This is a genomic window from Parafrankia sp. BMG5.11 (assembly GCF_004337455.1).
In genome coordinates this window covers 1-18,253 of the sequence record NZ_SJXI01000025.1, presented here as the reverse complement: position 1 = coordinate 18,253, position 18,253 = coordinate 1, and the positions used below count along the sequence as shown (strand labels likewise).

Here is an 18,253-nt window from a genome sequence, read left to right as displayed (position 1 = left end):
GAGCCTGCGCGGACCTCACCATGGTCCCCACCGGACATCCCGGCGACCGCAGACGGCCCGGGGCGGCACGGGAGGCGACGGAGAGATGCGGACGGTTCGCGGCGGCACCGCACATCCCGGCGGGATCCTCGATCCGGGCACCACCATCGATCCACGCGGCGCCGCGCACCCGACGGCCGCACGCCGACCGGCGCGGCGGGTCGCGGCCCTGCTGCTGGCCGGCGCCGTGCTGGCGCTCACCGCCTGCACCGGCGGCTCCGACACGAACGGCCTGGAGGACGCCTCGCCGGCCGAGATCGGCACGAGGTCGGTCGAGGCGCTGCGCACGGCGCAGAGCGTGCGCGTCGTCGGGACGGTCCAGGACCCGTCGGCGGACGGGACGACCAACTACGACCTGGTGATGTCCGGGTCGTCGTCCCGGGGCACCGTCACCTCCGGCTCGATCGTCACCGAGGTCGTGAAGATCGCGGACGACACCTACGCCCGCGGCAGCAAGGAGTACTACGAGTCGATCGGCGAGGGTGCCGCCGCCGAGCTGCTCGCCGACCGCTGGGTCCGGCTCTCCGACGACGCCGCGGGCCAGTACCGCTACTTCACCATCGACGGCTTCGCCCTCTCGATCGGCGAGTACGTGTCCGCGCTGGACGGCGACGTGAGCACCGAGAAGATCAACGGCAAGCCGGCCGTCGAGGTGGGTAGCAAGGTCGGGACGCGCCTGTGGGCCGCCAACACCGGCGACGCCGTGCCGCTGCGCCTGGAGCTGCTGGGCGGCGACGAGGGCAAGATGGAGTTCTCCGAGTACGGATCAAAGGTCGCGATCGCCGCACCGGCCAACGCCGTCGACCTCGCCTCGCTGGCCTGACGGCTCTGCTGGCCCGACGGCTCTGCTGGCCTGACGGAGGCGGGCGGCCCACGTAGGGGGGACCCGACGATGCTGGTGGCCGCTGTTGATCAGGGCACGACAGGGACCACGGTCTGCCTGCTCGACGAGGAGGCCGCGGTCGTCGGCCGCGGCTACCGCGCGGTCGGCACGTCCTTCCCCCGCCCGGGCTGGGTGGAGCAGGACCCGGCGGAGCTGCTGCGCGGCGTCGTCGACACCGTCGCCGCCGCGCTGGCCGACGCCGGGCGGGCCCCGTCCGACCTGGCAGCGGTGGGGATCACCAACCAGCGCGAGACCACGGTGCTCTGGGAACGCCGCACCGGACGTCCACTGCACCCCGCCGTGGTCTGGCAGGACCGGCGCACGGCGGATGTCTGCGAACGGCTGGCCGCGGCCGGCCATGGGCCGCGGGTCCAGGAGCGCACCGGTCTGGTGCTCGACCCCTATTTCTCCGGGACGAAGGCCGCCTGGGTGCTCGACCACGTCGACGGGGCCCGCCGGGCGGCCGCGGCCGGCGAGGTCGCGTTCGGCACCGTCGACTCCTGGCTCGTCTGGGGCCTGACCGGCGGGCGGGCGCACATCACCGATGTCACCAACGCCTCCCGCACGATGCTGTTCGACCTGGCGGACGGCGCCTGGTCGGCCGAGATGTGCGACCTGCTGGACGTCCCGGCCGAGCTGCTCGCCGAGGTGGTGCCGAGCTCCCGGGTGTACGCCGAGACCGACCCGGAGGTGTTCCTCGGGGTCCGGGTGCCGATCGCCGCGGTCGTCGGCGACCAGCAGGCCGCCCTGTTCGCGCAGGCGTGCTTCGAGCCCGGCCAGGCCAAGAACACCTACGGCACCGGCTCGTTCGTCCTGGTCAACACCGGGGCGACGCTCCCGGCACCGCAGTCGTCGCTGCTGCGCACTGTCGCGTTCGGGCTCGACGGCGAGTCGCTCACCTACGCGCTGGAGGGGGCGATTCTCTCCACCGGCTCCGCGGTGCAGTGGCTGCGTGACGGGCTGGGCGTCATCTCCGACGCCGAGCAGACCGCGGCGCTGGCCGCCTCGCTGGACGGCAACGACGGGGTGTACTTCGTCCCCGCGCTCGCCGGGCTCGGCGCGCCGCACTGGGATCCGCGCGCCCGCGGCACGCTGGTCGGCCTCACCCGGGCGACCGGCCGGGCGCACCTGGCCCGCGCGGTGCTCGAGGGCATCGCCTACCAGACCAGGGACGTCGTCGAGGAGATGGCCGCGGGCGCCGGGGTGACGGTGACCCAGCTGCGGGCGGACGGCGGCGCCGCGCGCAACCCGTGGCTGATGCAGTTCCAGGCCGACATCCTCGGGGTCGAGGTGGACGTCCCGGAGAACATCGAGACCACGGCGCTGGGGTCGGGCTACCTGGCCGGGCTGGCGACCGGTGTCTACGCCGGGCGCGACGAGCTGGACGCCCGACGACGCACCGCGGCGCGGTACCAGCCGGCCATGGGCGAAGACCAGCGAGCCGAGCTTTACGGGCAGTGGCTGCGCGCCGTCGAGCGCTCACGGGACTGGGATCGCGGCTGACCTGGTTGTTTGCGCGGTTTCCGCGACGAGAAACCGACATGTCCCACATCTGGACAACGATTGAAGCCCACTTAGAGACAACAAAGGCTCGCGGCTGATTGGGAAAACTGCCTGCCGCCGTCCGCGATACCTGCCAACCTGTTCTGCGGGGGCGGTTGGCGTCTCCTGCCGCACCTGACCCCCGGACGGAGACCGTGACCGACGCGGACTACGCCCTGGAACTCGGCCGCCGCCTCCGGGCGGCCCGCAACCGCCGCGGGCTGTCCCTGCTCGACGTCCAGGAACGCACCGGCGGGCGCTGGACCGCCGGAACCCTCGGTGCCTACGAACGTGGCAGCCGGACCCTGCGGGTGCACCGTCTCGTCGAGCTCGCCGAGCTGTACGACGTCCCCGCGACCCTGCTGGTGCCGCCGCCGGTCGAACGACGAGAGACCGACGACCTGCCGCCGCTGGTGATCGACCTGCGCCGCCTGCGCAAGCTGCCCCCGACCCGGACGGGCCCGCTGCGCCGGTGGATCGCGATCGTGCAGGTGCTGCGCTCCGACAGCTCTCGGGACGTGCTGCGCCTGCGCCGCTCCGACCTCCAGTCGCTGTCCCGGCTGTACAGCACGACACCCGCCGTCCTCTACGAACGGCTCGGTGCCTGGGGCACGCTGGTCGAGGCCGGCGAGCCGGTACCGGCCGGCGGCCGGCGCCGGGCGGCCACGGTCCGCCCGACACAACCCCGCCGATAACGCCCGGCGATAACGGCACGGATAACCCCGCGCCGAGTCCGTAGGATCGGCGGCGTGGCGGAGGTCCTGGCAGTCGAGGTGACCGATCTGGTCAAGATCTACCGGCGGTCCGCCGGCGGGAACACCGCACGTCCGCGCTACCTGCGCGCCGGAACGCCCGAGGCCTCCGGAGGCCCCGCGACCATACCAAGATCTTCCCGGGCCCACGGGCGCCGCCAGGCGCACCCGCCCACCGAGACCAAACAGGGTGACGCGCCGCCGCCCGGGCGTGCCGACCGCGGCACACAGACCCGCGGCACACAGACCATCGAGGGCCAGGTCCTCCCCGGCGGGGAGCGCGCGGCCCAGATCCGGGCGGTCGACGGCCTGTCGCTGAGCGTCTCGGTGGGTTCCGTCACCGCCGTGCTCGGGCCGAACGGCGCCGGCAAGACCACCACGATCGAGATCTGCGAGGGATTCCGGGCGGCCGACAGCGGCGAGGTCCGCGTCCTCGGTCTGGACCCGATCCGCGACGGCGCCGCGCTCCGCCCGCGGGTGGGTGTGATGTTGCAGGCTGGCGGCATGTACCCGGGCGCGCGCGCCGGCGAGATGCTGCGGCTGATCGCCGCGCACCATGCCAACCCGCTCGACGCGGGCGTCCTGATGGAACGCCTCGGGCTCGCCGAGGTTGCGGGCGTGCCGTTCCGCCGGCTCTCCGGCGGCCAGCAGCAGCGGCTCTCCCTCGCGATGGCCGTCGTCGGCCGGCCCGAGCTGGTCTTCCTCGACGAGCCGACCGCGGGCCTCGACGTCCAGGGCCGCCGCGACACCTGGGAGCTCATCGAGGAGCTGCGGCTGTCCGGGGTCACGGTCGTGCTCACCACCCACGCGATGGACGAGGCCGAGCGCCTCTCCGACCAGGTCGTGATCGTGAACCGGGGCCGGGTCGCCGCCGCCGGGTCGCCGGCCGAGCTGACCCGCGGCGGCGCCGAGGGCCAGCTGCGCTTCCGCGCGCCGGTCGGCCTCGACGTCGAGCGCCTGCTGCTGGCCCTGCCCGACGGCACGACCGGCCGGGAGGGGCCGTCCGGCCACTACCTGGTGCAGGGCACCGTCGACCCCCAGCTGCTCGCCGCGGTCACCGCGTGGTGCGCCAGCAACGGCGTGCTCGCCGAGGACCTGCGGGTCGAACAGCGCACCCTGGAGGACGTGTTCGTGGAGCTGACCGGCTCGGAGCTGGCGTCATGAGCGTGGCCGACACCGCCACGGCCGGCGCCGCGCCCGGCACCGTGCTTGATCTGCGCCCGGCGCCGGGCGCGGCGCCGCGGGCCCGGATGCTGGCCGCGCAGACCCGCCTCGAGCTCACACTCACCCTGCGCCGCGGCGAATCCGTCCTGCTCACCCTGATCATCCCGATCGGCCTGCTCGTCTTCTTCTCCGCCGTGGACGTCCTGCCGACCTCGACGACCACGCAGAGCTCAGTGGACTTCCTCGTCCCCGGGGTGCTCGCGCTGGCCGTGATGTCCACCGCGTTCACCGGCCAGGCCATCGCGACCGGGTTCGAGCGCTCCTACGGGGTGCTCAAGCGGCTGGGCGCGTCCCCGCTCCCCCGCTCGATCCTGCTCGCGGGCAAGACGCTGGCCGTGCTCGCGGTCGAGGTCGTCCAGCTCGTCCTGCTGGTCGCCGTCGGCTTCGCCCTCGGCTGGGACCCGGCCGGCTCGGTCGCCAGCGCGGGCTGGGTGATCCTGCTCGTCCTGCTCGGGACGGCCGCCTTCTCCGGCCTGGGCCTGCTGATGGCCGGCACGCTGCGCGCCGAGGCGACACTCGCCGCCGCGAACGGCGTGTACCTGCTGCTGCTCCTGGTGGGCGGCGTGGTGTTCCCGCTGGACGAGCTGCCCGGCTGGATGCGGGTCGTCGCCGAGGCCCTGCCCACGGCCGCGCTGTCGGACGGGCTGCGCGCGGTGCTGGCCGACGGCTCCGGGCCGGGGGCGGGCAACCTGCTCGTGCTCGCACTGTGGTCGGTGGGCGCGCTGGGGCTCGCGGCGCGGCTGTTCCGCTGGGAATAGCCGGCCGGCGACCACGGCCCGCGCGCCGGTGCCGGGCCACCCGGTAGTGGCGGCGCGCACCCCTTGCCACGGACTCGGGCGGATTACTATGACCGCGATGCCAACTTCTACCGATCGTCGGAGCAAGCCCCGCGAGAGCGGCGGCGCCAGCCAGCCGGACACCACCACCGGCCGGCTACCGGTGATCGGGCTGCGCGCCTTCCGCCGGCTGACACTGGCCAGTGTCCTCCTGCTCGCCGCGATCGTGGTGAGCGGCGGCGCCGTCCGGCTGACCGGCTCCGGGCTGGGCTGCCCCACCTGGCCGCAGTGCGGCGACGGCTCCTTCACCCCGCACTCGGCATACGCCCTCAACGGCGCCATCGAGTTCGGCAACCGGGTCGTCAGCATCGTCGTCGGCCTGGTCGTGCTGGCCCTGCCGATCGCGGCCCGGCGGCTGTGCGAACCGCGGCGGGACCTGCTGCTGCTCTCCCTCGGCCTGTGGCTCGGCTTCGTCGGCCAGGCGGTGCTCGGCGGGATCACGGTGCTGGTGAAGCTGCACCCGGCCACCGTCGCCGCGCACTTCCTGCTGTCGATGGTCCTGCTGTTCAACGCCGTGGCGCTGCACCGGCGGGCCCGTCAGGCCGCCGGCCCGACCCCGCCGGCGGTCCGCCCGGAGCTCCTCTGGCTCGCCCGGCTGCTGATGACCGTGGCCGGGGGCGTGCTCGTCCTGGGCACCGTCGTGACCGGCACCGGGCCGCACAGCGGCGACAGTGAGGACACGAAGCGGTTCGGCTTCGACATCGTCAACGTCGCCCAGCTCCACGCCGACGGCGCGATGATCCTCACCGGCCTCACCGTTGCGATGATCTTCGCCGTCCGGCTGACGCCCGCCCCCGCGGAGGCCCGCCGCAGCGCGAACGCCCTCGCGCTGACCGTCGTCGCCCAGGCCGCGATCGGCTTCACCCAGTACTTCGCCGGCATCCCGCCGCTGCTCGTCGCCCTGCACATGGCCGGCGCGACCATCATGTGGATCGTCACCGTCCAGCTGTGGCTGGCCATGAGCGAACGCCCCCCGGCGAGGGAGAGCGCCTGGACGGGCTCCCGCCAGGTCGCCGCGGGTTGACCTCCCCGCCGTAGCGGTCGGGCCAGCCGAGCTACCGGCCGCCGGGCCGCCAGAACGGGTCGCGGCCGATGAAGCCGAGCAGGCGGGTCTGGGCGTCCGAATCGTCGGGGACGGCGACCCGTGGCCCGTACTGGCCGGAGGATCGGATGACGTCCTCCATCTGTTCCATGCCGCCGAGCAGCAGGCCGCAGAAGCCAGCGTCGAGGCGACCGTCCTGGCCGGTGGCCCTGGCCAGGTCCCAGGTGTGCATGAATACGTCGGCCGTGTAGATCATGTCGGTGGCTGTGGCGACCGACAGCTCGCCCATGTGCGGGTTGCGAAGGGTCAGCGCGGCGGTGGTCGGGTCGTCGAGGAGCCGCTGGACAGCATCGGCGTGTGTCTGCCACGCCCGCACCGGGTCCTCGTCGACGGGTGGACCGTGCCGCAGGGCCGGCCCGCCGCCTGCCTCAAGGAAGCCGGTGAACCATTCGCACAGGTGACCGACCACGTCGCGGGCTACCCAACCGGCGACCGGCGCGGGGGCGTCCCAGTCCCGGGTCCCGAGAACCCGGTCGGTAAAGGTGCCGGCGATCCGCCGGTGGCGCTCGGCCGGGCGGTCGGCGAGCGCCGTCAGCGCCACGGAGGATGCTGCCGGGGATGGGGGTCTCGTCCCCTCGGACGTCGTCATCGTGGGTTCCGCACTGTTCGGCGCGCCCGGATCAGACGGCACCGGAGGACACCAGGGCAGCCAGTTTGGCGTAGCCCTCGTCGATGCCGGTCTGCATGCCGCCGCGTAGCCAGGCGTCCCTGCTCTCGAAGCTGTCGACCAGCGACTGGGCGTGCAGCCGGGTGCGGCCGTCACCGAGGTCCTCGAACCACATCGTCTCCAGCGCCACGCTGTCCGGCTCGCCCTCGAAGGCGAAGGTCTGCACGATCCGGTCCGGGCGGACCTCATGGAAGCAGCCGCGGAAGCGAAAGTCGACACCGTCCCGACGGGCGACATAGCGCCAGCTTCCGCCGTTGGTGGCGTCCCAGTGCTCGATCGTCGTGTCCAACCCGTCCGGCCCGACCCACCGGGCGAACAGGGCCGGGTCGGTGTGCGCGCGGAAGAGCTGCTCCGGTGTGGCGGCGAAGTCCCGGGTGAGCCGGATCAGCGGTACCCGCGGGTCGGCTTCGATGCGGGTCGTCCCCGCGGTGGCGGTGCTGCTGTTGCTACTCATCAGGCTGTTCCCCTCATTGGCTGTTCGTCGTTCGTGCCCGCGTCCGGCCCGCCGCTCCCGGCGGTGGACGCCTCGTTCGCCGGACTGCCGTTCATCTCGGCCAGCACCGCGTCCAGGCGGCGGTAGCGCTGCTCGGCTCGGCGGCGGTACCGCTCTATCCACCCCGTCATCAGGTCGAGCACCTCGGCTTCGAGGTGCACAGGACTGCGATGGGCGCTCCCCGCCCGGGTGATCAGTCCCGCCTGCTCAAGCACCTTCAGGTGCTTCGACACCGCCTGGACGGACATGTCGTACGGCGCGGCGAGCTCGCCGACGGTGGCGTCGCCGGCCGTGAGCCGGGCGACCAGATCCCGCCGTGTCGGGTCCGTGAGCGCCGCGAAGAGTCGCGACAGCTGATCCACAAAACCTTCCCTCAACCGATCGGTTGACGATGACGGTAGGCGTGGGCGGCCAGGACGTCAACCATCAAGTTGAGAACCTGTTTTCCCTGCCTGGCGGGCAGCCGAAACAGGCGGCATCGTGCAGGCGCCGACACCGCACACAGATCGACGCACCATGACACCGCGCCACGCAGAGCCGCCGCTACGGCACCGTTATCGCCGCGCCGCGCGCCGCCGGCGATGGCGGGCAGGCTGTACTCGTCACCGGCGACGGCGAGGAACCGCTGTCCCGCCGCGGCCGGGCTGTTCATGGCCAGGAGATGCAACTCGGCGACGGCGCGGACGTCGACGACCCCGGAGTACAGGCGGGGGATGGCGGGCATGGCACCGGCGAGCAGGCGCCGTACCAGGTCGATGGAGCTGGCGTAGTCCGCGCCCAGCACCGGCCCGAAGATCCCGACCGGGTTGATCACCGCGAGTTCCAGCGTTCCGCCTTCGCGCCGCACGAAGTCCCACGCGGCGCGCTCGGCGAGGGTCTTCGACTTCACGTACGCGCTGAGGCCGGGCTCGGCGGGATCGGTGACCACGTCCACGGCACGCATCTCCGCGTCGAGGTCCCCGCGATCACGGGCGGCCCACAGATCGGCCTTGGCTCGCAGGTAGCGAAGCCGAACAGGCCCACCCGTTCGTAGTAGCGCAGCGTCGGCTCGGTGAACCCCGTCCGCCGCGAGACCTCCTGAATCGTCATCATCATCCGCACGTCCGTCTCCGTCATGACCCCAGGCTGACGAACCTCAAGCGCTTCAGGTCAAGCGTGCGCCGAGCGCTGCCGACCGGCTCCGGAACCGACGACGCCCGTCACCCTGGATGCGGGTGACGGGCGGGAGCCAGCTAACAGCGGTACCGGATCAGGGGGGTGTCAGAGCAGCGCCGCGACGGCCAGGGCCGCGAAGAGGAGGGTCAGGTAGGTGATGGACATGTGGAACAGGCGCATCGGCTTGATCTCCTCGCCGCGCTTGGCGCGGGCGGCCATCCGGTGGGCCTCGGCGACGAACCAGGCGCCGAGCAGAACCGCCGGGACCAGGTACACCAGGCCGATGTCGGCCACGGGGGCGACGGCGAGGGAGACCGCGACCATCAGGTAGGAGTAGGCCAGGATGCGGCGGGTGACGACCTCGAGCGTGGCCACCACGGGGAGCATCGGGACGCCGGCGGCGGCGTAGTCGTCCTTGAAGCGGATCGCCAGCGCCCAGAAGTGCGGCGGCGTCCAGAAGAACACGACCGCGAAGAGCAGCACGGCGGGCCAGCCGACCGTGCCGGTCACGGCGGACCAGCCGATCAGCACCGGGAAGCAGCCCGCGGCGCCGCCGATGACGATGTTCGACGGGGAGCGTCGCTTGAGGCCGAGCGTGTAGACGAAGACGTAGAAGGCGATGGCCCCGACGGACAGCACGGCCGACGTCCAGTTGACCAGCAGGCCGAACATGAGGGTCGAGATGATGCCGAGGGCGATGCCGAAACGCAGCGCCTGGGCGGGTTCGACGACCTCCCGGACGAGCGGGCGGCGTTTCGTGCGGCCCATGAGCTGGTCGATGTCGCGGTCGACGTAGCAGTTGATCGTGTTGGCGCTGCCGGCGGAGAGGGTGCCGGCGAGCAGCGTCACCGCGATCAGCCACCAGGACGGCATCCCGCGCTCGGCGAGGAGCATGACCGGCACCGTGGAGACGAGGAGCAGCTCCACGACCCGCAGTTTCATCAGCGCTATGTAGGACCGGGCCCGGTCGGTCGCCCGGGCCAGTCGGCCCCGGGGAACGACCAGGACATCACCGGACGGCTCCGCCCCGGCGGCCGGCGCCGCGGGTACCGGGACGGCGGGTACCGGGACGGCGGCGGAGGTCACGGCAACACGCGGCGGTTGACCCGCGCCCGCGGCGGGAATGGCCCGCGGGGCAGGTCCCGCCGTGGCCGGACGGCCACCGCTCGACGTCACCGGGCGGCGGGGCAAGCCCTGCCGGTGGCGAACAACGGCCTCGGGAGACAGAACGACCTCGCGATCGGCGCGGTCATCCAGCGAACCGCGCGGGACGGTGCCCGAGAGAGGGCGTGGGTGGTGTTCTACGACGTGTCGGAGTCTAGCTGCCGGGAGCCGGGCAGTGCGCGTGGGCTGCGTCCCGATGGGGTCCGCACCCCGCGTGTGGGCGCCGTCCACCGGGGGCGCCGGGCTTGCTGTGCGCAGGCCGCGCGCGTCGCCGCCGCCCGCGGCCGCGGGCTGGTGACGTCGGCGGCCGCGGCCGGGCGACGTCGGCTGCCGCGGCGGACGGCGGCAGGCCAGCGGAAAGCCAGTGTTCTTCGGCACGTTCCCGGTGTGCCACTCGGACACGGACACTGGGGTGAGGATCACGCATGCGGGTAGGGCCGAGGGCAGGGACATCTGGCACGGTCGCCGTAAGCAGTAAGGAAGGCGGCGCAAGGGCAGTGACGATTTCGGCCGGGACGCCCGCGTCCGCCGCACCTGGCCGCGCAATGGCGACGGAGGGCCGTCCGGCCGGGTGCGATCATTGTGGGGGACGAGCACCCATCGTGGGCCGCGCGACGACGCGCCGGTCCATCCGACGATCAGCCCATCCGACGATCAGCGGGCCCGGCGACGCCGGTGCCCGGCGGGGCCGCCCCGAACGATAAGCCCACCCACGGACCACTGCACCGACCGCACCACTGCGGCGCGACGACACGGCCGCGGAGAGGATTACGTCCGATGAGCAAGCCCCTGTCCGACCTGTCAGCCGCCGGCGTGGCGGTGTGGCTGGACGACATCAGCCGCGAGCGGATCCGGACCGGCAACCTCGCCGAGCTCGCCCGCACCCGCAGCGTCGTCGGCGTCACCAGCAACCCGACGATCTTCCAGAAGGCCATCGGCGGCGGTGAGACGTACAACGAGCAGCTCCGCGACCTGGCCGTTCGCGGGGTCGACGTGGGCGAGGCCGTCCGCGCGATCACCGCGGCGGACATCCGCGACGCCTGCGACATCCTGCGACCCGCCTACGACGCCAGCTCCGGCGTCGACGGCCGGGTCTCCCTCGAGGTCGACCCGCGGCTCGCGCACGAGACCGAGCGCACGGTCGCCGAGGCCCGTGCCCTGTGGTGGTCGGTCGACCGGCCGAACCTGTTCATCAAGATCCCGGCGACGAAGTCCGGCCTGCCGGCCATCACCGCGACGCTGGCGCAGGGCATCAGCGTGAACGTGACGCTGATCTTCGCGCTGGACCGCTACGAGGCCGTCATGGACGCGTTCATGACCGGCCTCGAGCAGGCCCTCGCCGCCGGCCGGGACATCTCCGACGTGGCCTCCGTCGCGTCCTTCTTCGTCAGCCGCGTCGACAGCGAGGTCGACGGCCGGCTCGCGAAGATCGGCACCCCGAAGGCGGAGGCCCTGCGTTCGAAGGCCGCGATCGCCAACGCCCGGCTCGCCTACGAGCTGTACGAGAAGATCTTCAGCACGCCGCGCTGGGAGCGGCTCGCCGCCGCCGGCGGGAAGCCCCAGCGCCCGCTGTGGGCGTCGACGTCGACGAAGGACCCGGGGCTGCCGGACACCCTCTACGTGACGGAGCTGATCGCCCCGGGCACCGTCAACACGATGCCGGAGGCGACGCTCGAGGCGTTCGCCGACCACGGGGTCGTGCCCGGCGACACCATCACGCCCAACTACGAGGACGCCCGCGCCGTCCTGGCCGAGCTCGCCGAGCTCGGAGTGGACATGGCCGACGTCGTCGAGGTGCTGGAGGTCGAGGGCGTCCGCAAGTTCGAGGACTCCTGGAACCAGCTCCTCGACACCATCCGCGAGCAGCTCGGCTCCGCCGCGTCCTGACCGTTCCGCCGGTCCGGCCCCGTCCGCCCGACCCGTCCGTCCGACCTCCTCCGCCCGGCCGCGCCATCCCGCCTGGGCAGACCGGGCCGGCCGGCGGGAGTATCGGGGAGGCGGACCGGCGGTGACACGGGCCGCGGTCACCATGAATCGCGAGCACCACGAACTGTGAAGGGGGAACGGGTGGCGTCCACCGCTAGTGGCAACCCACTGCGGGATCCACGGGACCGGAGGCTGCCGCGGCTACCGGACAACAGCGCGCTGGTGGTTTTCGGCGCGACCGGTGACCTGGCCCGCAAGAAGCTCATACCGGCCGTCTACGATCTCGCGAACCGGGGGCTGCTCCCGCCGGGTTTCGTCCTGGTCGGCTTCGCCCGCCGGGACTGGAGCGACGACGAGTTCGCCGCCTTCGCCCGCGAGTCGGCGGAACGCGGCGCCCGGACACCGTTCCGCGAGGACACCTGGGAGCGGCTCGCCGGCTCCCTGCGGTTCTGCCAGGGCTCGTTCTCCGACGACGCCGCGTTCGACGGCCTCGCCGCGACGCTGACCGACCTGGAGCACAGCCACGGGATCCGGGGCAACGCGGCCTTCTACCTGTCGATCCCGCCGACGGCTTTTCCCGTCGTCCTCAAGCAGATGCAGCGGACGGGCCTGGCCTCCAACGAGGCCGCGGGCGGCTGGCGCCGGGTCGTCATCGAGAAGCCGTTCGGGCACGACCTGGAGTCCGCGCGCGAACTGAACTCGCTGGTCGACGACGTCTTCACCCCCGACGACGTCTTCCGCATCGACCACTACCTGGGCAAGGAGACGGTTCAGAACCTCTTCGCCCTGCGGTTCGCCAACACCCTTTTCGAGCCGATCTGGAACTCCCACTTCGTCGACTCGGTGCAGATCACCATGGCCGAGGACGTCGGCATCGGCACCCGGGCCGGCTTCTACGACGAGACCGGCGCGGCCCGCGACGTCCTGCAGAACCACCTGCTGCAACTGCTGGCGCTCACCGCGATGGAGGAGCCGGTCAGTTTCGGCGCGGACACCATCCGCACCGAGAAGCTGAAGGTCCTGCGGGCGGTGTCGCTGCCCGACGACTACGCCACGTTCGCCGTGCGCGGGCAGTACTCGCAGGGTTGGCTCGCCGGCGAGCGGGTCCGCGGCTACCTTGAGGAAGCCGACATCCCGGCGGACTCGACGACGGAGACCTTCGTCGCGGTGAAGCTCGGCGTCGAGACGCGGCGCTGGGCCGGCGTGCCGTTCTACCTGCGGACGGGCAAGCGCCTGCCGCGGCGGGTCACCGAGATCGCGATCACCTTCACCAAGGCGCCGCACCTGCCGTTCGACGAAACCGACACCGCCGAGCTGGGCAACAACCAGCTGGTGATCCGGGTGCAGCCGGACGAGGGCGTCACGCTGCGCTTCGGCTCGAAGGTCCCCGGCTCGGCCATGGAGGTGCGCGACGTCGCCATGGACTTCCTGTTCGGCGAGGCGTTCACCGAGGCGCTGCCCGAGGCCTACGAGCGCCTGATCCTGGACGTCCTGCTCGGCGACGCGACGCTGTTCCCGAACAACGCCGAGGTCGAGGAGTCGTGGCGGATCATCGACCCGCTCGAGGAGTTCTGGCGGAGCACGAAGCCGCACACGTACCGGGCCGGGAGCTGGGGCCCGGCGGCGGCCGACGACATGCTCGCCCGCGACGGCCGCCGGTGGCGCCGGCCATGACCCGCTATCCGCGCCACGCCGAAGGGAGACTGTCATGACCACCCTGTGGGACACCACCGGATCGGCGGTGGTCAAGGCGCTGTCCGCCGAGCGGCGGGCCGCCGGCGCGCTCGCGTTCGGCCTGGCGCTGACGCTCGTGGTGGTCGTGGACGAGCAGCACGTCAGCCAGGCGGAGAGCGCCGCCACCGCGGCCGCCGCCGCCCACCCGTGCCGGCTGCTGATCGTCGTGCGCCGGCAGATCGACTCGCCGCACCCTCGGCTGGACGCCGAGGTGTCGATCGGCGGCCGGCTGGGGCCCGGCGAGGCCGTCGTGATGCGGATGTCGGGCCGGCTCGCGCTGCACGCCGAGTCGGTCGTGCTCCCGCTGCTCGCGCCGGACGCCCCCGTGGTCACCTGGTGGTACGACGCTCCCCCGGAGAAGATCGCCTACGACCCGCTCGGCGTGTTCGCCGACCGCCGGGTCACCGGGACCTACGCGGCCCACGACCCGCTGGCCGCGTTGCTGCAGCGGGCCGAGGACTTCGTCCCCGGTGACACCGACCTGGCCTGGACCCGCATCTCGGGGTGGCGCACCCTGCTGGCGGCCGCGTTCGACCAGGTCTCCGAGCCGGTGGGGCCGGCGACGGTCGTCAGCGAGCCGGGCAACCCCAGCGCCCGCCTGTTCGCCGGCTGGCTGCAGGCGAAGCTGCGGGTCCCGGTAACGATCACCGACGCGCCGGGTAAGAAGGGCATCCAGAGCGTCCGCCTGGCGGTGGGCGACGGCGAGCTCTCACTGGCCCGCACGGACAGCCGTTCGGCCGGTATCACCCGCACGGGTTACCCCACCAGGGTGCTGCCGCTGCCCGAACGAGGGCTGGGTGACCTGCTCGCGGAGGAACTGCGCCGCCTCGACGACGACAGCGTGTACGCCGAGGCGCTCTCGGCCTGGAGCGGCGTCCCGGATCTGAACAGCCGACCGCTGCACCGCGAGCACATCTGGCGCGATCCGGCGCTGGAGCGCTCCGAGGCGGCACTCGCGGCGATCCCACCCACGCCGATCCCGCCCGCGGCGTCGTGACGCCGCCCGTGCCCGCGGGCGGCGGGCCCGCTCCGGAACCGCCCACGGTGGTCGTCCACGCGGACGCCGGCGTGCTCGCGCGGGCGGCGGCGGCGCGGCTCATCACCGCGCTGGTGGACGCCCAGGCGGCGCGCGGCGAGACCTCGATCGTGCTCACCGGCGGCGGCATCGGCGTGGCGCTGCTGCGCGCGGTGCGGGCCAGCCCCGCGGTGGACGCGGTCGACTGGGCCCGGGTGGACGTCTGGTGGGGCGACGAGCGCTTCGTGCCGGCGGACTCCCCCGACCGCAACGACCAGCAGGCCCGGGAGGCGCTGCTCGCGCACGTTCCGGTGGACCCGACGCGGGTCTTCCCCATGGGCCACCTCGCGGGAGCGGGCGGCGGCGGTGTCGCCGAGCCGGAGACGGCCGCCGCGGCGTACGCGGAGACGCTCGCGGCGCGGGCGGTGGCCGGTTCCGCCGTTCCGGCGTTCGACGTCCTGCTGCTCGGGCTCGGGCCGGAGACGCACGTCGCGTCGATCTTCCCCGACTCGCCGGCGGCCGTGGCCACCGGGACGGTGACCGCCGTCCGGGACTGCCCGAAACCGCCGCCCACCCGGGTGACACTGACGTTCCCCGCGCTGCGGGCCGCCCGTGAGGTCTGGGTGGTCGTCGCCGGGGAGGAGAAGGCCGAGGCGGTGGCGAACGCGCTGACGCCCGGCGCGGATCCGGTGGCCTTCCCGGCCTCCGGCGCGGTGGGCCGGGAGCGCACGCTCTGGCTGGTGGACCGCGCCGCCGCGTCCCGGCTCTGAGCGAACTCTGAGCGAAACTCCCGCGGAGGTCGCGGACAGGCGCGACCCCCGCGGGAGGCAGGGGCGACCGGGGAAGCCGGCCGTGCCCGGTTCAGGCCGGGATCTCGTTCAGGCCAGGATCTTCGTCTTCTCCCGTTCGAACTCGTTGGTGCTGATGACGCCGTGGTCGCGGAGGTCCGCAAGCCGGCTGAGCTCGTCGGCGGCGCTCGGCCGGCCGGCGGCCGCGCGGACCTCGGTGCGCCACATGTCGGCCTGGGATGCCACCTGCCGGGCCTGGCGGTCGTGCATGGAGCTGCCCCTGACGATCAGGTAGGCCAGCAAACCGATCAGCGGCAGGACAATGATCAGCACCGTCCAGCCGGCCTTGCCCCACCCGGAGAGATCATGGCTGCGGAAGACGTCCGTGATCACCGTGAACATCAGGAACAGCCACATCGTGAAACAGAAGAACCACAGCATGTAAAGGAAGACACTGAGCAACGGGAAGTCGGGGTCCACCATTCCTCCTCTCACCGTCGCGGCCCACCGGACCGCGGCACCGCGGCCGCGGATCGGGCGACGCGGCGGCCGCCGGCCGGAGCTCACGGGCACTCCGCCGGCGTGACCGACCTGCCGGCGAGACCCGACTCATACCCACTCGGTGCGCCGCGGCGCACCGCCACGCTCACCCAGCGGGGGTGAACCGGCCGGCACCGGCCCCGCCGGTCAGCGCCGGGTGAGAACGCCGGTACCCGTTGAGTTGATATTCGTCGCGGGGAAGGTGTAGGCCAGCCGGCCGTCGGGGCGCAACGCCAGCACGAGCCGTTCGGCGCCACGACACAGCGCGCCCGAGCGGAACAGCCGTTCCTGGACGGTGACGCGGTCAGCGCCGGCCTCCAGGAGGCGCAGCCGCGCGGCGCAGCCGTCCGTCGGATAGTCGCTGTCACCGACGATCTCGCCGATGCCGCCGCGCCTGAGCACGATCTCGACGCCGAACTCGATCGGCCCCTGGGTCACCGATCCGACCCACGTGCCGGCCATGCCGGCGGGCAGCAGGTCGGCGGCGGGCGGCGGGCCGGCTGTGGACGGTGGGCCGGCTGTGGACGGTGGGCGCTCGTCCCGCGCGGCCCAGAGCAGCCCGGCGGCGACCAGGACAAGCACGAGCCCCACACCGGCGGCGAGCGCGACCAGTGGACGGCGCCGGCGCGGGCCGTCCGGGAGAGGCACCGGCCACGGCGCAGGCACTGGCCGCACTGGTGGCACTGGTGGCACTGGCCGCGGGGCGGACCCGGCCATTGGCGGGGCGGCCGTCTGCCGCCGCGCTGGCCGGGCGGCGGGCGGCTCGGTCGGTGGGCGCGTGGTCGATGGTCGCGCGGCAGCATTGTCCGGCTCGCCGGGGACCAGCCGCAGTACGCGGGTGAGCAGGACCTCCGCGCCCTCCGCGCTCAGCCTCGCCTGTGGGTTCTTGACCAGCAGGCCGCCGATCGCCGGCCACAGCGCGTCGGTGTCCGTCAGCGCGGGTGGATCGACGTGCAGGACCGCGCCGAGGGTGAGCGGCACCGTCTCGCGGGCGAACGGCGGGATGCCGCCGGCGGCGAAGTAGAGGGTGGCGCCGAGGGAGAACAGGTCGGCCGCGAGCGAGGCCGGGCCCCGGGTGATCCGTTCCGGCGCGAGGTAGGCGGGGGTTCCCGCACTGCCGCTCGCGCCTGCGTCGGTCGTGTCCGCGACGTTGGTGGCGATGCCGAAGTCGGTGAGCAGCACCCGCCCGTCGTCGGCGAGCAGGATGTTCGACGGCTTCACGTCACGGTGCAGGAGGCCGACCCGCTGGCCGGCGGTCAGCGCGTCCAGGACGGCGAGCCCGATCTCGGCCACCCGGCGCGGCGGCAGCGGTCCGCCGCGGCGGACCGCTGTGTCCAGCGACGTGGCGGCGACCAGCTCCATGACGATCCACGGCAGGCCGCCGTCCTGGATGACGTCGGTCACCGAGACCACGTGCGGGTTCGCCCGCAGCTGGGCGGCGTTGCGGGCCTCGCGCACGGCCGCGGCCAGCCGTTGCGGGTCGGCGCCGTCCGGGCCCGGAGCACCCGCGCGGCCGCCGATCCAGATGGCCTTCACGGCCACCTCGGCCCGCAGCAGCACGTCGAGGGCGCGCCACACCGTGCCCATCGAGCCGGCGCCGACGCATTCGATCAGCCGGTAGCGGCCGGCGACGACCCGGCCGGCGACGATCGATCCGGTGGAGCCGATCATCTCTGCCGGGCCCGGGCCGGACGAACCGCCGTCACGCGGCATCGCCGGCCCGGTGCCCTGCGGTGCGCCGGTCAGTTGGCCGGCGCGCCCCGCAGCTTCGCCAGCGCCTCGGCCAGGATCGCCTCGCCGTCCTTCTCGTTGCGACGCTCCCGCACGTAGGCGAGGTGTGTCTTGTACGGCTCCGTCTTCGGCGGGGCGGGCGTGTTCTCACGGTCCCGCCCGGCCGGGAAGCCGCAGCTCGGACAGTCCCACGTGTCCGGGATGGAGGCGTCGGCCGCGAAGGCCGGTTTCGTCTCGTGCTCGTTGGCGCACCAGAAGGAAATCCGCTGCCGAGGGGCGGTCTCGCCCCGCTCGGCCTCCCCCATCGGCCCTGCCCCGACCCGGCTCCCCCGGATGGCGTTGCCACCTGCCACGGCCCGCGTGCTCCTTCGTCTCGTCCCATGGGTGGTAGCTCGGCGGTCGGCCCCCCGCGGCCGGACCACCCACGTCCGAACCGCCACCGTAGACGTCCTCAGCACCCCCCGGCACTTGTCGAGCACGTCTGTTCCGGAGTGTAGGCCGGGAGGTCCACCACGGGTTGCACCGACCACCCTCACCGGGGCTTCCTAATACGTGAGGGGGCCCCTAGGGCCTGTTCTGAGTCTGGATCACAATCGGGGTGTTCATCCTTCGTGTGGGTGTTTCGGCTGGTAGCACAGTGGTATGACGCGTGGTGATCTGAC

18 protein-coding genes and 1 pseudogene are annotated in these 18,253 nt (G+C 73.1%); 10 read left to right on the top strand and 9 right to left on the bottom strand.

Annotated features, from left to right (window positions below):
• Window positions 1-85: 85 nt before the first annotated feature.
• From E0504_RS17690 to E0504_RS17665, 6 genes are all read left to right on the top strand, one after another.
• The gene (locus E0504_RS17690; RefSeq protein ID WP_071065499.1) at window positions 86-862 is read left to right on the top strand and encodes a hypothetical protein; all 777 of its coding nucleotides are present in this window, start codon (window positions 86-88) and stop codon (window positions 860-862) included.
• Window positions 863-931: 69 nt separating this feature from the next.
• Window positions 932-2,425 (top strand): glycerol kinase GlpK, encoded by a 1,494-nt coding sequence (gene glpK, locus E0504_RS17685; RefSeq protein WP_112107448.1) that lies wholly within the window; start codon window positions 932-934, stop codon window positions 2,423-2,425.
• A gap of 194 nt (window positions 2,426-2,619) precedes the next feature.
• A complete protein-coding gene (locus E0504_RS17680; protein ID WP_071065501.1) occupies window positions 2,620-3,159 on the top strand; it encodes a transcriptional regulator in 540 nt (179 codons plus the stop codon).
• Between the two features lie 54 nt (window positions 3,160-3,213).
• The gene (locus tag E0504_RS17675) at window positions 3,214-4,380 is read left to right on the top strand and encodes an ABC transporter ATP-binding protein (protein ID WP_112107446.1); all 1,167 of its coding nucleotides are present in this window, start codon (window positions 3,214-3,216) and stop codon (window positions 4,378-4,380) included.
• Entirely contained in the window at window positions 4,377-5,198 is an 822-nt protein-coding gene (locus tag E0504_RS17670) for an ABC transporter permease (RefSeq protein WP_112107444.1), read from the top strand. The genes E0504_RS17675 and E0504_RS17670 overlap by 4 nt, the downstream gene beginning before the upstream one ends.
• 88 nt (window positions 5,199-5,286) lie before the next feature.
• On the top strand, window positions 5,287-6,300 hold the full coding sequence (locus E0504_RS17665; RefSeq protein ID WP_235014238.1) for a heme A synthase: 1,014 nt from the start codon (window positions 5,287-5,289) through the stop codon (window positions 6,298-6,300).
• A 31-nt stretch (window positions 6,301-6,331) separates the two neighbouring features.
• On the opposite strand, the gene E0504_RS17660 is transcribed toward E0504_RS17665, so the two are convergent.
• From E0504_RS17660 to E0504_RS17635, 6 genes and pseudogenes are all read right to left on the bottom strand, one after another.
• Entirely contained in the window at window positions 6,332-6,967 is a 636-nt protein-coding gene (locus E0504_RS17660; RefSeq protein ID WP_112107439.1) for a TIGR03086 family metal-binding protein, read from the bottom strand.
• 31 nt (window positions 6,968-6,998) lie between these two features.
• The gene (locus tag E0504_RS17655; protein WP_112107437.1) at window positions 6,999-7,499 is read right to left on the bottom strand and encodes an SRPBCC domain-containing protein; all 501 of its coding nucleotides are present in this window, start codon (window positions 7,497-7,499) and stop codon (window positions 6,999-7,001) included.
• On the bottom strand, window positions 7,499-7,900 hold the full coding sequence (locus tag E0504_RS17650) for a metalloregulator ArsR/SmtB family transcription factor (protein WP_071065506.1): 402 nt from the start codon (window positions 7,898-7,900) through the stop codon (window positions 7,499-7,501). The genes E0504_RS17655 and E0504_RS17650 overlap by 1 nt, the downstream gene beginning before the upstream one ends.
• Before the next feature lie 215 nt (window positions 7,901-8,115).
• Window positions 8,116-8,451, bottom strand: a pseudogene (locus E0504_RS54265) (aldehyde reductase); the annotation flags it as partial.
• Window positions 8,424-8,627, bottom strand: a complete 204-nt coding sequence (locus E0504_RS54260; protein ID WP_368672093.1) for a MerR family DNA-binding transcriptional regulator — start codon at window positions 8,625-8,627, stop codon at window positions 8,424-8,426. The pseudogene E0504_RS54265 and the gene E0504_RS54260, both read right to left, overlap by 28 nt.
• A 171-nt stretch (window positions 8,628-8,798) precedes the next feature.
• The gene (locus tag E0504_RS17635) at window positions 8,799-9,779 is read right to left on the bottom strand and encodes a heme o synthase (protein WP_071065509.1); all 981 of its coding nucleotides are present in this window, start codon (window positions 9,777-9,779) and stop codon (window positions 8,799-8,801) included.
• Between the two features lie 855 nt (window positions 9,780-10,634).
• Between E0504_RS17635 and tal the strand changes: the two genes are divergently transcribed.
• From tal to pgl, 4 genes are all read left to right on the top strand, one after another.
• Complete coding sequence (gene tal / locus E0504_RS17630) at window positions 10,635-11,744, top strand: transaldolase (protein ID WP_112107435.1); 1,110 nt, start codon at window positions 10,635-10,637, stop codon at window positions 11,742-11,744.
• A gap of 180 nt (window positions 11,745-11,924) precedes the next feature.
• Window positions 11,925-13,457, top strand: coding sequence for a glucose-6-phosphate dehydrogenase (zwf, locus tag E0504_RS17625; RefSeq protein WP_020459676.1), 1,533 nt, complete (start codon window positions 11,925-11,927; stop codon window positions 13,455-13,457).
• 34 nt (window positions 13,458-13,491) lie between these two features.
• Window positions 13,492-14,514, top strand: coding sequence for a glucose-6-phosphate dehydrogenase assembly protein OpcA (locus E0504_RS17620; RefSeq protein ID WP_071065512.1), 1,023 nt, complete (start codon window positions 13,492-13,494; stop codon window positions 14,512-14,514).
• Window positions 14,511-15,302, top strand: a complete 792-nt coding sequence (gene pgl / locus E0504_RS17615) for a 6-phosphogluconolactonase (protein WP_235014237.1) — start codon at window positions 14,511-14,513, stop codon at window positions 15,300-15,302. The genes E0504_RS17620 and pgl overlap by 4 nt, the downstream gene beginning before the upstream one ends.
• Window positions 15,303-15,410: 108 nt before the next feature.
• On the opposite strand, the gene E0504_RS17610 is transcribed toward pgl, so the two are convergent.
• From E0504_RS17610 to E0504_RS17600, 3 genes are all read right to left on the bottom strand, one after another.
• Window positions 15,411-15,800, bottom strand: coding sequence for a PLDc N-terminal domain-containing protein (locus E0504_RS17610; protein ID WP_071065641.1), 390 nt, complete (start codon window positions 15,798-15,800; stop codon window positions 15,411-15,413).
• Window positions 15,801-16,007: 207 nt separating this feature from the next.
• Window positions 16,008-17,573, bottom strand: a complete 1,566-nt coding sequence (locus E0504_RS17605) for a serine/threonine-protein kinase (RefSeq protein WP_112107433.1) — start codon at window positions 17,571-17,573, stop codon at window positions 16,008-16,010.
• A 29-nt stretch (window positions 17,574-17,602) separates the two neighbouring features.
• Entirely contained in the window at window positions 17,603-17,944 is a 342-nt protein-coding gene (locus E0504_RS17600; RefSeq protein WP_020459671.1) for an RNA polymerase-binding protein RbpA, read from the bottom strand.
• Window positions 17,945-18,253 lie beyond the last annotated feature (309 nt).